Source organism: Salinimicrobium marinum (assembly GCF_014651535.1).
GTDB lineage: Bacteria > Bacteroidota > Bacteroidia > Flavobacteriales > Flavobacteriaceae > Salinimicrobium > Salinimicrobium marinum.
Genome location: NZ_BMXB01000022.1, coordinates 1 through 14867, shown reverse-complemented (window position 1 = coordinate 14867; position 14867 = coordinate 1). Strand labels below are relative to the sequence as shown.

Here is a 14867-nt window from a genome sequence, read left to right as displayed (position 1 = left end):
AACTTCAATGAAAATATTTTCAGCAGAGCAAATAAAGGAAGCAGACAGACAAACTGTGAGTAAACAGGGAATTTCTTCAGATGAATTGATGGAAAGAGCGGGAAAGCTGGTGTTTGAGGAAATTCATAAACGGCTTGAAGGTAGCGGCGGACCTATTAAAATTTTCTGCGGAATAGGAAATAATGGAGGAGACGGACTTGTAATAGGTAGGTATCTCATTGAACATCTTTACGATGTCACTATTTACGTTGTAAACTACAGCGATAAAAGATCCGATGATTTTCTGAAAAGTTATGACAAGGTAAAAAATACTACTAAAAACTGGCCGATACTTTTAAAGAGTGAAGATGATTTTCCCGAAATAAAAAAGGAGGATTTTGTCATAGATGCAGTTTTTGGAATAGGGCTGAACAGGCCTCTCGTGGACTGGGTGGCAAATTTGATAAAGCACATCAATAGTTCACAGGCTTTTGTTTTATCAATAGATATGCCTTCGGGATTATTTGCAGATCAGCCTACAAAGGCTCAAGATGCAGTGGTCCAGGCTAATTTTACGCTTACATTCCAGGCGCCAAAACTGGTGTTTTACCTGCCCGATACTGGAAAATTTGCAGGAGACCTGCAGGTAATAGATATAGGGCTGGATAGGAATTATCTAATAGAAACTCCTACCAGTGCCCATCTTATCAGGAAGCAGGAGGCAAAAGCCATGTATATTCCGAGGGAGGAATTTACTCATAAAGGTACCTATGGCCATGCATTACTGGTAGGGGGAAGCTATGGGAAAATAGGAAGCATAAGCCTTACAGCTACGGCTACTTTAAGAGCAGGAGCGGGAATGGCAACGGTTTTCGTTCCGAAATGTGGATATGAAATTATGCAAACCCTGCTTCCGGAGGCAATGGTCATCACTGATAAAGCTGAAAAACATTTAACGGATATCGTTTTTGATCTGGAACCTTCCGTTATAGGTTTTGGAGTAGGAGTGGGGCAAAGTGACGAAACTTTACAGGCTTTTGAAGCTTTACTGGAGAAAACCGAAAAGCCGATGGTCATAGACGCAGACGGGTTAAACCTATTGGCTGCAAACAAACATTTATTAAAAAAACTTCCAAAGGATTCTGTTTTAACGCCTCATCCCAAGGAACTGGAGCGATTAGTGGGCAGCTGGGAAGACGATTTTGAGAAACTGGAAATGGCCCGTGCCTTTGTAAAGGAGCATAAGGTGGTGCTTTTAATCAAAGGCTCCCGCACTATTACAGTAACTGAAGAGGATATTTACATAAACAGCACCGGAAATCCCGGGATGGCCACTGCAGGAAGCGGAGATGTTTTAACCGGCGTCATAACAGGTTTAATTTCCCAGGGTTACGATCCTTTAACAGCCGCAGTTTTTGGAGTATATTTGCACGGCAAAGCAGGAGATATTGCGGTAAATCAGCTTAGCTATCAGGGATTAATAGCGGGAGATATTGCACAACATATCGGTGCTGCCTATCTTGATCTTTTTAGTACACCAAACGCCTAATTTTTAAGAAATCTTCATTATGAGCGAACATCATTACATCTCTTCTTCTGTATTGGACCTGGAAGAAATTCACAGTATTATTACCGGTAAGAGGAAATTAGCTTTAAGTGATGAGGCACGAATCAATATCGAAAAAGCCAGGAAATATCTTGATGACAAGATAAAGGAAAATAAAACTCCGGTCTACGGAATAAATACCGGCTTTGGCTCTTTGTGTAATGTGAAAATTTCTACCGAAAACCTCACTCAGCTTCAGGAAAACCTGGTGATGTCCCATGCCTGTGGAACCGGAGAAATGATTTCCAAACCTATTATTCGTTTAATGCTGCTGTTGAAGATCCAGTCATTGAGCTATGGACATTCAGGGGTTTCTATGGATACTGTAAACCGGCTGGTTGAATTTTATAATTATGACATTCTTCCGGTGATCTATTCCCAGGGATCTTTGGGGGCTTCGGGAGATTTGGCTCCTTTGGCGCATATGTCCCTGCCGCTTATTGGAAAAGGGGAGGTTTATTACGAAGAAAAAATTATTCCTTCTGAAGAAATCCTGAAAAAATTTGGGTGGGAACCTGTAAAGCTTCAATCGAAAGAAGGGCTTGCACTGCTAAATGGAACTCAGTTTATGAGTGCCCACGGAATCTATGCTCTGCTGGAAAGCTATAAATTATCCTATTGGGCAGATGCGATTGGTGCACTTTCCATAGATGCCTTTGATTGTAATACAGATCCTTTTGATGAGCTGGTTCATATGGTAAGGCCGCATCGTGGCCAGATCAAAACGGCAGGGCGAATTAGGCAGTTTCTGGAGGGCAGTGAGATTGCAAAACAGCATAAAGACAATGTTCAGGACCCATATTCTTTCAGGTGCATTCCGCAGGTGCATGGAGCGACCAGGGACACGATCTCTTTTGTGTATAAATGCTTCAAAACTGAAATAAATTCGGTTACCGATAATCCGAATATTTTTGTGGATGCAGATAAGATCATTTCAGGAGGGAATTTCCACGGACAACCCCTGGCTTTGACGCTGGATTATTTGGCAATAGCGATGGCAGAGCTCGGGAATATTTCCGAAAGAAGGGTTTATCAGCTGGTTTCGGGATTACGTGGTCCGGCATTTTTAGTGGATGCTCCCGGATTAAACAGCGGATTCATGATTCCGCAGTACACTGCAGCAAGTATCGTGAGCCAGAACAAACAACTGGCTACTCCCGCTAGTGTTGATTCTATTGTTTCTTCAAACGGGCAGGAAGATCATGTGAGCATGGGCGCAAATTCGGCAACAAAAATGATTAAGGTGCTGGAAAATGTGTCTACCGTTCTAGCTATAGAATTATTTAATGCTTCGCAGGCATTGTCGTACAGAGGACCGCATAAAACTTCACCTTTTCTTCAGGATGTGATAAAAGAGTTTAGAAAAGAAGTGCCATTGGTAAAAGAAGATGTGGTGATGGCTCCCTTTATTCAAAAGTCAAAAGAATTTATTAATAACTATGCGATAAAATCTGAACACATTTTTAATTAAAAGTCGGCCAGTGTGCCGTTCATCCAGGCAAGGGCTTCCTTATAGGAAGTGAAAACTTTAAACCTGTCCTTTTTATAGAAATTTTGTTCCAGTTGGGCAGCTTTCAAACCTATTTCGTTATTTGTTACCACAGCAATCGCTTTTAAAGAAGTATGATTTGCAGATTCCCTGTATACCAGCGGATCTACAGCATAAGAAAAAATTCTGTTCGAAATATAGCCGTATGGTTTTCCATGAAATTCCTGAGTGCCAATATCCAGCAGTTGACGGTTACTAGCTACGTCAAAAAGGATCCCTTCGTTTAATTCGGAAATCAGGATATTGTCAAAAATTCTGACGATACCAAAATCAAGTTCATATTTCTTTGACATTTTCTGAGTAGGGCATTGATAGTTGTGAAAATACCACAATTGCCTGAAACGAAGAAGATATTAATACAAATTTAAGTTGGCAGTTTGTATTTTCAGATCTACTGTAGGGAATAAAAAAGTCCTTCAAAACATGATTTTTGAAGGACTTTCTATTAGTATTAGGTGAATTTATTTTAAACCACCCACCATATCTTTTGGATCTACCCACTCGTCAAATTCTTCGGCAGTCACATACCCCAGGTTCACTGCTTCTTCTTTAAGTGTCGTCCCGTTTTTATGAGCAGTGTTTGCTATTTCTGCTGCTTTATAATATCCTATCCTTGTATTTAAAGCCGTAACCAGCATCAGGGAATTATTCAGTAATTCCTGGATTCGTGGATGATTTGGTTCCACTCCTGCAATACAATGTTCTTCGAAAGAAGCACAGGCATCACCTAATAACTGAGCACTTTGAAGGATATTTGCTGCCATTACTGGTTTAAAGACATTCAGTTCAAATTGTCCCTGCATTCCACCAACATTAATAGCAACATCATTCCCCATTACCTGAGCACAAACCATTGTAAGCGCTTCTACCTGAGTGGGATTCACTTTACCCGGCATAATGGAAGATCCGGGTTCATTTGCAGGAATGTTGATCTCTCCAATTCCACTTCGAGGTCCTGAAGCAAGCATTCGTATATCATTGGCTATTTTGTTAAGTGAAACAGCCAGAGTCTTTAAAGCTCCGTGAGTTTCCACAAAAGCATCATGGGCGGCAAGGGCTTCAAACTTATTGGGAGCAGAAGAAAAAGGTAATTCTGTGAATTTAGCAATGAACTCTGCTACTCTCTTGGAATATCCTTTTGGAGTATTAAGTCCGGTTCCTACTGCAGTGCCACCAAGGGCGAGTTCGGCAAGATGCGGCAGTGTATTTTCCAAAGCGGTTAATCCGTGGTCGAGCTGAGAAACATATCCGCTGAATTCCTGCCCAAGGGTCAATGGGGTGGCATCCATAAAATGGGTACGTCCTATCTTCACCACGTTTTTAAATTCTTCCGATTTCTTTTTGAAGGTATTCCTTAGGGTACGAACCCCCGGAATAGTTACTTCGGTTATTTTTTTATAAGCAGCAATGTACATTCCTGTAGGGAAGGTGTCATTGGAAGACTGGGATTTATTAACATCGTCATTTGGATTCAGGGTTTTTTCGCCTTCCCCAATTTTCTTTCCTGCCAGTTGATGTGCACGGTTGGCAATCACTTCATTGACATTCATGTTGCTTTGGGTTCCACTTCCTGTTTGCCAGATCACTAATGGAAATTGATCGTCATGTTTTCCGGCCAAAATCTCATCACATACCTGTGCAATAAGATCTCTTTTGTCTACAGGAAGGACACCAGATTCACAATTGGTATAAGCGGCTGCTTTTTTAAGATAAGCGAAGCCGTAAATAATCTCCAGAGGCATACTGCCGGGAGCACCAATTTTAAAATTATTTCTGGAACGCTCTGTCTGTGCGCCCCAAAGTTTATCTGCAGGGACTTTAACTTCCCCCATAGTATCCTTTTCTATTCTATAATCCATAATGCTTATATTTTAGAATACAAATTTACGGTTTCAGCTGTTTTTAAGCTCAAAAAAATCCTACAAAAATTTGAAGTTTTCAGAAATAAATGATACTAAAAGATTCTCAGGTAAATGCTTTAGAAATTAATTTGAGAATTATTTGTAATAAGCTGTGAAGAGTTGTTATCTTTGACGAAGATTCAAAAACTAAGGAAATCATGTTTGAATTTGATCAGTATCTGGGTTTTTTAGCATTTGCCATCATTGTCCTAATAGGATTCTGGCTTATGCTTTTCTTGGCTGCCATCGTTCCCTATTGGATTGGAGGAGCAGTTAAAGAAATGCTTGATGAAAAGAAAGAGAAGAAACGCCTGGAAAAGGAAAACGCATAAAAAAGGACTCAGGTCCTTTTTTTTATGTCTTGGTTTTTCCAGAATTTTGGACAAATAAAAAAAAACCATCTGATTTATTCTCAGATGGCTTTTTTACATTGTTTTTCTTCCGCTTAAAACTCGCCTTCTCCCATATCGTCACCATTTTCTCCTTCTCTTCGTTGGTCTCTTTTCTGTTGATTAAACCTGTACATTAAAGAGATATTGAAGGAACGTTGTCTCCACTGGAATTCACTATACCTGTCATAGGTATTGGTGGTGGTATATCGCTCCCTTTTCCTAGAATTAAGCAAATCCCTAACATTAAAGGACAGGGTAGTGGTCTCGTTGAACAATTCCTTGCTCAATGCAAGATCTATGGACAGTAAGCCTTCCTGAGTTCCTTGAACTCCTTCAGATGGTCCTGCGTAAAAAGCATTTGTTTGCCAGTCTATACTTCCCGGCAGCGTTACCTTAGAACTAAATCGTGCAAAATAACTGGTATTTTTGGCATTATAATCTCTGTTGTTGAATTCACCTTCGGTTTTGAACTGAAAATAATTAAAGCTACCATTCAGTCTTAGCCAGTTTGCCGGATTATATAAAAGCCCAAGTTCCCCACCTGTTCTTTCATTACTCGAAAGGTTCACCGGAATAGTCCTTACCACATTAGATCCTTCCACATTCTCCTCAATACGTTCAAAGGCATCTGTTTCCTTTTGGTAGTAAACAGAAGAGGTAAGGGTTAATTTTTCCCATCTCTTTAGATATCCAACATCAAAGGCGTTGGAAAAAGCAGGCTGGAGGTTAGGATTTCCCTGGAAAACATTGTTTGTACTACTTCTGGAAGGGAACGGATTAATAAACCATCCCCGAGGACGGTTGATCCTTCTGTTATATCCTATGGTAATGTTCTCTGTTTCAGCTAATTCATAAATTACGTTTACCGTTGGGAATAAACCTAGATAATTATTATCAAAACTGGTATTTATAGGAAACCCGAATTCCTCTTCAAGTTCGGCTTCTGTAAGTTCAGATTCTATTTCTCCTTTCAAGTTGGTGTTTTCCAACCTTAATCCCAGTAGAAAGGAAACATCCCCGAATTTTGTTCCGTACTGCGTATATAATGCCTGTACATTTTCTGTGTAATCAAAAATATTGGTAAGTCTATTATTTAACACCAAATTTCCTAAAGTGTCTTCCTGTCTAATATTGTAGTCTGTGGTTTCGTTCTCAAAGTTACCACGGTATCCAGCTTCAAACTGTGAGTCTTTTCCAATTGGTAAAACATAATCTGCCTGAATCAACCATTCTTTTTGTGTCTCTTCCTGGTCTATGGCTTCTCCGAAAAGAAAACGCTCATATTCTATTTCATTAAAATCAGGAGTTTCATCGATTCTTGTTGTCTGAGTCTCTTTGTCAGTTTCATATTGAAGATCAGCTGTAAGTTGATGTCCGCTTTCGCTAAACCTATTAATGTAATTCAGAGCGAACTGCCAGCTGTTATCTTCTTCCATTTGATTTTCAATCCTTGTAGTTCCGTAAGCAGGATTGCTTGAACTGAAAGTGTTCAGGTAATTATCTGTTACGTTTGTAGTTACATCCTCATCCTCTCCGGTTCTAAAGAAAATACTACCTGTAATAGACGATTGGTCGTTCAGGTAATACTCCATTCCCAGATTGGTATTATAGCCACGGTTTAAGCGGGTGATTTCCCTGTCTTCTACAATCCTGTCAAAATCAACATTACTGTTTTCATTATATCGCGTATCAAAAAATCCGTTTCCGGGGGCATCAAAATATCTGAAACCTGTGGTGTTGAATAGATTAAATTTGTCTGTTCTGTAATTTACATTGGCAGATATCCCGGCATTGTCCGGATGTCCTGCAGTGAGAGTTACAGATCCGTTAAAGCCCAAAGTTTTTTCTTTTTTTAGAATAATATTCAGGATACCGGCTGTTCCTTCAGCATCGTAACGGGCAGAAGGGGAAGTAATGACCTCCACACGCTCAATGGCATCTGCAGGCAATTGCGCCAAAACATCTGTACTACCAAAACCGGCCATTGCCGATGGTTTTCCGTTAATGAGGATCCTTACGTTTTCATTACCCCGAAGGCTAATTCCACCTTCAAGGTCAACAGAAACCGAGGGTACATTATTTAAAGCGTCACTCACGGTACCTCCTGCAGTGGTAAGATCTTTTCCAATATTATAAATCTTTTTATCCAGTCGCACTTCTACCTGAGTAGTTTCTGCCGTTACAACTACTTCATCGAGTTCTCCGGCGGCCATTCCCAGGGTAATTGTGCCCATTTCAACATCGGATGTTATTTCTCTTCCTGAAAAAGTTTTGGGTTCAAAGGAGATAAACTCTACAGTAATGTCATAGGTTCCTTCACTTACATCTATAGAAAATACTCCTTCGGGATCTGTAATTCCCCCGGTAATATTTTCGGGATTGGCAGTATTTTCAAAAGAAATTGTAGCATATTCGAGAGGTGTTCCCGCCTCATCCACTACTTTTCCTGTAACGGTATTTTGTTTGTTTTGTGCTTGAATACTAATAAAGCTGAAAAGAAAAATAAACATTAAGGCAATTCCCGAGAAATGCCGGGGTATTTGGAAGGTCATATCTTGTTTTTATTGTTTGACAAGGAAAACCTGCAATGGTTTAAAAAGGGAATGCCAAAATTTTCTAAAAATATAACACGGAAGAGGATTTACTTCTGCTTGTTTTGGCTCTGTTGATTTATTTTTTCTTGCTTTAATGCGATGTATCTGTCAAACTGAGGCTGAGTAAGGATGTCCCTCATATCTTTGTATTCAAGTTCCTGTAAGGCTTTTAACCGTTCTGTTTTTGCTTCCTCCCGCATTTTAGACTGGATGATTTTTTCCCTTTTAAGAGCAAACTCCACAATTTTCTTCTCCATAAGAGCAGCCTGTTTTCCGCTAAGGGAAAGTTCTTCAATCCACATATCTGTTTTTTCTTTTGCCACTTCCTCAAGTTCCGGACTGGGTTCATTTTGGGTCATTGTTTGCGAATAACCCATAGCGCCTGGAAAAAACAGTAATGCAAATATTATAAATAACCGGTATTTTTTAACTAATCTCATCTCTGGGGTTTTCTTTTAAAGATAAAAAGGAAGAGAGAGCTTTTGGGTTAATGTGCCGTTAAATCTTTAAGCCTTAGGTCAAAGCATTGTTAATTGAGTAGATCTGAAATTCGGGATGCTGGCCGCCCCACAACAGCATCATTGTTTTTTACGACAATGGGACGCTGAATTAGTTTTGGATTTTCAACCATAATCCTAATTAGTTCATCGTCGCTGAGATCTTTTCCTTTGAATTCTTTTTTCCAGATTTTTTCTTCTTTTCTTACCAGTTCAATAGGAGCCATTCCCAACTTGTCCAGCAAAGATTTTAGTTCTTCTGTGGATACAGGCTCTTTTAAATATTCTCTGACTTCAAAATCTTTTCCGGAACCATTTAAAAGTTCAAGTCCTTCTCTGGATTTTCTGCATCGGGAGTTGTGATATATGGTAACCATAGTTTAAGCTTTAAAATATTCTGATCTCTAAGTTACAAAGTCCGTAAATGAAAACCCAATCCAGGATAGTACTATCCGGATCCTCTGGAAATAGAAATAATAATAATGAGAGCTAGGATTCTTCTTTCTGACCCATCATCATTAAAAATGCCTTCAGGAACTGGTCAATTTCCCCGTCCATTACATTATCAACATTTCCCGTCTCTTCTCCAGTTCTTACATCTTTAACCAGCTTGTACGGGTGCATTACGTAATTCCTGATCTGTGATCCCCATTCAATCTTCATTTTTGAATCTTCGATCTCTCTTCGCTGGGCCTGCTGCTTCTGAAGTTCTATCTCATAAAGCTGACTTTTCAAGAGTTGCATAGCCTTTGTTTTATTCTCCAGCTGTGACCTTGTTTCTGAATTCTCCACTACAATTCCGGAAGGTGCGTGGCGCAATCGTACTGCCGTTTCCACCTTGTTCACATTCTGTCCTCCCGCACCCGATGATCGCATGGTTTCCCATGAAATTTCCGATGGATTAATTTCAATTTCGATGGTATCATCTGCCAGGGGATATACATAAACAGAAGCAAAGGAAGTATGTCTTTTGGCATTGCTGTCAAAAGGAGAGATGCGTACCAGTCTGTGGACTCCGTTTTCACCTTTAAGCCAGCCAAATGCATATTCGCCCTCAATTTCAAGGGTCACCGTTTTGATTCCGGCAACATCTCCAGCCTGGTAGTTCAGTTCTTTGATCTTATATCCATTTTTCTCAGCCCACATAAGATACATACGCATCAACATTTCTGCCCAGTCACAACTTTCTGTACCCCCGGCACCGGCGGTAATTTGCAGAACGGCGCTTAAATTGTCTCCTTCTTCAGAAAGCATGTTTTTAAACTCCATACTTTCAATGATGTTTATAATTTTATCATACTGTTGCTGCACCTCTTCTTCAGAAGCATCACCCTCATCATGGAATTCGATCAAAACCTGAAGTTCTTCGGCCCAGTTCTTCGCTACCTTATAATCTTCTACCCATTTCTTCTTTTCATTAAGGCTTCGCATAAAAAGTTCCGCCTCCTTAGGATCGTTCCAGAAATCGGGATCAAAGGTTTTTTCTTCTTCATTCTGTATCTCAATAAGTTTTTGATCGATACCTAAATGTATCTTCAGCTTATCGAGACGGGTAGCAATATCTTTTACCTTTTCGGTAGTAACCATATATTATTTTTTATTGAAGTATAAGTCTTTTTTTAAAAATCGGGAAGAAAAAGTAATTCTTTGTTGTTGACAGAAAACTTCAGCAACAGCCGGGACAGGTCTGTACCGGATGGAGACCAAATGTGGGAAGTTTGTCGGCGGAAATTTTCATATCTACAGTAATTACTTCTGTCCGTTGCAAATTTAGGTATCTTCCTTTTACCTTTAGCAAGTAAAAATAATGCTTTTAATTTTCTTCAGAATAATATTATTTATTTCTTCTGAAACCGGGCAGCATAGAATCGAACAGTTTCATGTAATTATCTTTAAAAAAGATAAAATGCAAATTATTGATTATTAGAAGTGTGTAAAATATTATTTTTATGTCGGCTTTGGAATCTAAGTTAAAAACCGGCTTCTACTTTTCTAAAAAATGATTTTGTTTAAATTTGAGAAAATCATTTTGATGAAAAATCAACTACTCCTCAGCCTTTTTCTATTTATCTCGAATCTTTCCATTGCCCAGTTTTCTGAACAAACAGAAAATCTTGAAAAGTATGAAGGGTTTTTCAATTTTCATTATTCTGAAGTAGAGGATAAAATCCTTTTGGAAGTAGACAAAATAGATACTGAATTCCTGTATGTTCATTTTCTTACCACAGGATTGGGTTCTAATGATATTGGTCTCGACAGAGGCCAGTTGGGAGGAACTAAAGTGGTACGGTTTGAAAAAGCCGGAAATAAACTTCTTTTAGTGCAGCCGAATCTGGATTTTAGGGCAGAAACCGATAACGAGCTGGAGCGGAGAAGTGTGGAACAGGCTTTCGTACGATCTGTCCTCCATTCTTTTGAGATCGAGGAACAGGAGGAAGGGAAATATCTAATTGATTTCACACCCTTTTTACTGCAGGATGCCCATGGTGTTTCTCGCAGATTACAACAGGGTGGCCACGGCAGCTATCGTGTAAACCGTGATAAAAGCGTGCTGGCGCTGGAAAACACCAAAGCCTTTCCTGAAAATGTGGAATTCGAAGCATTGCTGACATTTGAAGGAGAGCCATCGGGGAGAACCGTGAGAAGTGTAGCGCCAGATGCAGGAAACCTGAGTCTTATTCAGCATCATTCCTTTGTGAAACTTCCGGAAGATGGTTATGAAAAAAGAATATTTGATCCCAGGAGTGGCGCTATTTCCATTTCTTATATGGATTATTCCACTCCGGTTTATGAGCCTATTACCAAGCGCTACATTGTAAGGCATCGCCTGGAAAAAAAGAATCCCGAAGCTGCCCTGAGCGAACCGGTAGCGCCTATTATCTACTACCTGGATCCCGGCACGCCTGAGCCTGTTAGATCTGCCTTGCTTGACGGGGCAAAATGGTGGAATGAAGCTTATGAGGAAATTGGTTTTAAAGATGCTTTTCAGGTGAAAATGCTTCCGGAGGATGCAGATCCGCTGGATGTGAGATATAATGTAATTCAATGGGTGCACCGTTCCACGCGAGGCTGGAGCTACGGTGCAAGTGTGGTAGATCCAAGGACCGGAGAGATCATCAAAGGTCATGTGAGCCTGGGGAGTTTAAGAATCCGGCAGGATTTCATGATTGCACAAGCACTAATGAACAAGCCATTTTCTGAAAATGATGATAATCATAATCAAATGATGGAAATGGCGTTGGCAAGGATCCGACAGCTTTCTGCCCATGAAGTGGGGCATACCATCGGGTTTGCTCATAACTTTGCTGCAAGTGCAAATTCTAAAGCATCTGTAATGGATTATCCTCATCCGCAGTTTGAGCTGAAGGAAGGAGAAATAGATTTCAGCAATGCCTACGATACCGGAATTGGGGAGTGGGACAAGATCACCGTCAAATACAGTTATGCAGACATTCCTGAAAATACTATGGAAAAAGCCTTTTTGAATAGTGTTTTAACCGAAGCTAAAGAGCGGGGGCTTCAATTTATTTCAGATAGTGATGCGAGGGCTCAGGGTGGAGCTCATGTAAATGCGCATTTGTGGGACAACAGGGGAGATGCGGCAGAGGAATTAAAGGAAGTGCTGAAAATCCGGGAAAAAGCCATCGACAATTTTTCTGAAGATAATATAAGGACAGGAGAAGCCTATTCGGTGCTTGAGGATGTATTTGTGCCGCTTTATTTTTTCCACAGATATCAGACTGAAGCTACCGTAAAGATTATTGGCGGACTGGATTATAATTATGCCGTAAAAGGGGATGGGCAAACGGTGGTGGAAACGCTTGATCGAAAAAGACAGGAAGATGCTCTCGATGCTCTTATGTTAACGCTGAAATCTGAAACCATTGCTATCCCAAAGCAAAAACTAAAGCTTTTCCCGCCCCGAGCTTTCGGCTTTAACCGAAGCAGGGAATCTTTCAAAAGTAATACAGGAGTGGCTTTTGATGCTCTTGGTGCTCCTGCCACGGCGAGTGAAATGACTTTAACCCTACTTCTTCATCCGCAGCGTGCAGCCAGGCTTGTTCAGCAAAAAGCCATTGATGGTGGTCAGGTCGGATTGGAAGAAGTTTTAGAGAAATTGATTTCCGGAACTATAAAGACTTCCCAAAATGATGCTTATTTGCAGGAAGTGCAGAATGCTGTAAATTATAATGTGCTTCAATACATAATGAATCTGGCAGTACACAAAAATTCGACACCACAGGTGAAAGCGATCAGTAACCTTAAAATTACCGAACTGCGGGATTGGCTGAAGAAAAACCGGAATAGAAACAAAGCCGCCCGACTTCAGTTATTAAGGGAGATCGAAGCTTTTGAGAGAAATCCGGCTGATTTTGAGCTTAAGCTTAACGTACCAAAAATTCCCGACGGTTCCCCGATTGGGAGTTATATAGATTTGAGACGTTAGATTTATAAATGAGACAAGAACCAGGAATCAATAGAAAAGAGACAGGAGACATTGTGTTCTTTGCGATATCTCTGCAACGTTGCGATAAAAAAGTATAGAGAATAGCTAGATAGACGTTCAAGATTGTGGAATAAAAAAAATACTGATATAAGGGCGCAAACAAGTATTCGTGGATTTTTGGCAAATCGCAAGACCATTTTAAGAAAAATAATAATTATTATAAGTTAAAGATTTCCGCCTTCGCGGAAATGACAAATTTTAGAGCATGAAAGAAATAGATCTAAGAAGTGATACGGTCACAAAACCTACTAAAGGAATGTTGCAGGCGATGATGACTGCAGAGGTGGGTGATGACGTGTATAAAGAAGACCCTACAGCTAATATTTTAGAACGAAAACTGGCAGAAATGTTCGGAAAATCGTCTGCTTTGTTTTTCCCAACCGGTACCATGGCCAATCAGGCTGCGATAAAGATTCATACGCAGCCGGGCGATCAATTGATCTGTGATAAATGGGCACATGTTTACAATTATGAAGGAGGCGGAGTATCCTTTAATAGCGGAGTCTCCTGCAAGCTGGTTGATGGCCATCTGGGAATGATCACTGCCGAACAGGTGCAGGATAGTATAAATCCGCCCGATTTTTATCATAGTCCGTTGACAACCCTTGTTTGTCTGGAAAATACCACCAATAAAGGAGGTGGGGCCTGTTATGACCTGGAAGAGATCAAAAAGATCAGGAAAGTTTGTGATAAACATAATCTGGGGCTGCACCTCGATGGCGCAAGATTGTTTAATGCTTTGGTGGCAAAAGGAGAATCTCCCAAACAGTACGGGGAATTGTTTGATACTATTTCCATCTGTCTTTCAAAAGGACTGGGAACACCCATGGGATCGGTTTTGATCGGGGATGATAAATATATGCAGAAAGCAATGCGGACAAGAAAAGTTCTTGGTGGCGGAATGCGGCAGATTGGCTTTATGGCCGCAGCCGGAATTTATGCTTTAGATAATCATGTGGAGCGACTGGCTCAGGATCAACAAAGAGCTTCAGAAATAGGAAAAGCCTTAAGTCGACAAAAATATATTCGTGAAGTAGAGCCGGTAGAAACCAATATTGTTATTTTCTATCTTAAAAAACCTTCAGAAGAACACCATTTTCTAAAGCAGCTGGAGAAAGACAACATCAGGATTAGTAATATGGGGCAGGGGAAGCTAAGAATTGTTACCCATCTGGATTATTCGGAAGATATGCACCAGAAATTTATTTATGTAATAGATAAAATTAAACTGAAAGGATAATTTAAAGGAGGCTGTCGATTGAAAAATGGACAGCCTCTTTTAAATTTATTGCATATCTGTCAATCCCGGAATATCGGGCATTCCTTCTTTTGCAACAGCGCCAAGCTCGGCTTCGTTCACATTTGTTGCCTTGGTAATGGCTTTATTGAGGGTGAGGACGAGATAATCTTCCAGTTGCTCTTTATCTTCCAAAAGCTCGTCTGCCACACTAATATTTTTGATTTCCCTATTAGCGGTAATGGTTACTTTTAATAATCCGTCGCTGGAAGCTTCTTCAAGCGTTACTGTATCCAGTCGCTTTTTTGTCTCTTCCACTTTTTGTTGGGTTTCTTTGATCTTATTCATCATACCCATCATATCTCCAAACATAGTTTCTCTTTTTTAAAAGTTGATTACCTACAAAAATAAAACAAAAACTTTACTTCCTCTTCTTTCCCGGAAAGATACTTAATTATTTTACTGAGATACCTTACTTTTGCAAACTTGTAAAAGCAGATTGTAGTACTACCCTTTTACTAGACCACCAATTCTTTACTTAAGGTGTTTTAAAAGGCATCAAGCAGCATTATGATATAGCTGTGATGGTCTGTTCCGTTGAATGC

Annotated in this window: 12 protein-coding genes; 5 read left to right on the top strand and 7 right to left on the bottom strand. The window is 40.1% G+C overall.

The features are described 5' to 3' along the window. Window positions 1-7 precede the first annotated feature (7 nt). Window positions 8-1528, top strand: coding sequence for an NAD(P)H-hydrate dehydratase (locus tag IE056_RS17065; RefSeq protein WP_189606200.1), 1521 nt, complete (start codon window positions 8-10; stop codon window positions 1526-1528). Window positions 1529-1547: 19 nt separating this feature from the next. After that, the gene (gene hutH / locus IE056_RS17060; RefSeq protein ID WP_189606199.1) at window positions 1548-3056 is read left to right on the top strand and encodes a histidine ammonia-lyase; all 1509 of its coding nucleotides are present in this window, start codon (window positions 1548-1550) and stop codon (window positions 3054-3056) included. Here hutH and IE056_RS17055 read toward each other — a convergent pair. Both IE056_RS17055 and fumC read right to left on the bottom strand, forming a co-directional pair. Then, on the bottom strand, window positions 3053-3427 hold the full coding sequence (locus tag IE056_RS17055) for a hypothetical protein (protein ID WP_189606198.1): 375 nt from the start codon (window positions 3425-3427) through the stop codon (window positions 3053-3055). The genes hutH and IE056_RS17055 overlap by 4 nt on opposite strands. Before the next feature lie 168 nt (window positions 3428-3595). Continuing rightward, window positions 3596-4993, bottom strand: a complete 1398-nt coding sequence (gene fumC, locus IE056_RS17050; RefSeq protein ID WP_189606197.1) for a class II fumarate hydratase — start codon at window positions 4991-4993, stop codon at window positions 3596-3598. Window positions 4994-5193: 200 nt separating this feature from the next. Here fumC and IE056_RS17045 point away from each other — a divergent pair, with 200 nt between their 5' ends. Next, entirely contained in the window at window positions 5194-5367 is a 174-nt protein-coding gene (locus IE056_RS17045) for a hypothetical protein (RefSeq protein ID WP_189606196.1), read from the top strand. A gap of 113 nt (window positions 5368-5480) precedes the next feature. On the opposite strand, the gene IE056_RS17040 is transcribed toward IE056_RS17045, so the two are convergent. The 4 genes from IE056_RS17040 to prfB form a co-directional block, all read right to left on the bottom strand. Next, the gene (locus IE056_RS17040) at window positions 5481-7979 is read right to left on the bottom strand and encodes a TonB-dependent receptor (protein WP_189606195.1); all 2499 of its coding nucleotides are present in this window, start codon (window positions 7977-7979) and stop codon (window positions 5481-5483) included. An 89-nt stretch (window positions 7980-8068) separates the two neighbouring features. Next, on the bottom strand, window positions 8069-8461 hold the full coding sequence (locus tag IE056_RS17035; RefSeq protein WP_189606194.1) for a hypothetical protein: 393 nt from the start codon (window positions 8459-8461) through the stop codon (window positions 8069-8071). Between the two features lie 89 nt (window positions 8462-8550). Further along, window positions 8551-8895, bottom strand: a complete 345-nt coding sequence (gene arsC, locus IE056_RS17030) for an arsenate reductase (glutaredoxin) (RefSeq protein ID WP_189606193.1) — start codon at window positions 8893-8895, stop codon at window positions 8551-8553. Between the two features lie 112 nt (window positions 8896-9007). After that, a complete protein-coding gene (gene prfB, locus IE056_RS17025) occupies window positions 9008-10105 on the bottom strand; it encodes a peptide chain release factor 2 (protein WP_189606192.1) in 1098 nt (365 codons plus the stop codon). 445 nt (window positions 10106-10550) lie between these two features. Between prfB and IE056_RS17020 the strand changes: the two genes are divergently transcribed. Continuing rightward, window positions 10551-12965 (top strand): zinc-dependent metalloprotease, encoded by a 2415-nt coding sequence (locus IE056_RS17020; protein WP_189606191.1) that lies wholly within the window; start codon window positions 10551-10553, stop codon window positions 12963-12965. A 265-nt stretch (window positions 12966-13230) separates the two neighbouring features. Further along, on the top strand, window positions 13231-14265 hold the full coding sequence (locus IE056_RS17015) for a threonine aldolase family protein (RefSeq protein ID WP_189606190.1): 1035 nt from the start codon (window positions 13231-13233) through the stop codon (window positions 14263-14265). Between the two features lie 45 nt (window positions 14266-14310). Here the strand turns inward: IE056_RS17015 and IE056_RS17010 are convergent, their stop codons facing one another. Next, window positions 14311-14634, bottom strand: coding sequence for a YbaB/EbfC family nucleoid-associated protein (locus IE056_RS17010; protein WP_189606189.1), 324 nt, complete (start codon window positions 14632-14634; stop codon window positions 14311-14313). Window positions 14635-14867: the final 233 nt, after the last annotated feature.

Coding starts and splice junctions, on each gene's coding strand:
- IE056_RS17065 (WP_189606200.1), top strand. CDS start 8: ATGAAAATATTTTCAGCAGAGCAAATAAAGGAAGCAGACAGACAAACT.
- hutH (WP_189606199.1), top strand. CDS start 1,548: ATGAGCGAACATCATTACATCTCTTCTTCTGTATTGGACCTGGAAGAA.
- IE056_RS17055 (WP_189606198.1), bottom strand. CDS start 3,427: ATGTCAAAGAAATATGAACTTGATTTTGGTATCGTCAGAATTTTTGAC.
- fumC (WP_189606197.1), bottom strand. CDS start 4,993: ATGGATTATAGAATAGAAAAGGATACTATGGGGGAAGTTAAAGTCCCT.
- IE056_RS17045 (WP_189606196.1), top strand. CDS start 5,194: ATGTTTGAATTTGATCAGTATCTGGGTTTTTTAGCATTTGCCATCATT.
- IE056_RS17040 (WP_189606195.1), bottom strand. CDS start 7,979: ATGACCTTCCAAATACCCCGGCATTTCTCGGGAATTGCCTTAATGTTT.
- IE056_RS17035 (WP_189606194.1), bottom strand. CDS start 8,461: ATGAGATTAGTTAAAAAATACCGGTTATTTATAATATTTGCATTACTG.
- arsC (WP_189606193.1), bottom strand. CDS start 8,895: ATGGTTACCATATATCACAACTCCCGATGCAGAAAATCCAGAGAAGGA.
- prfB (WP_189606192.1), bottom strand. CDS start 10,105: ATGGTTACTACCGAAAAGGTAAAAGATATTGCTACCCGTCTCGATAAG.
- IE056_RS17020 (WP_189606191.1), top strand. CDS start 10,551: ATGAAAAATCAACTACTCCTCAGCCTTTTTCTATTTATCTCGAATCTT.
- IE056_RS17015 (WP_189606190.1), top strand. CDS start 13,231: ATGAAAGAAATAGATCTAAGAAGTGATACGGTCACAAAACCTACTAAA.
- IE056_RS17010 (WP_189606189.1), bottom strand. CDS start 14,634: ATGTTTGGAGATATGATGGGTATGATGAATAAGATCAAAGAAACCCAA.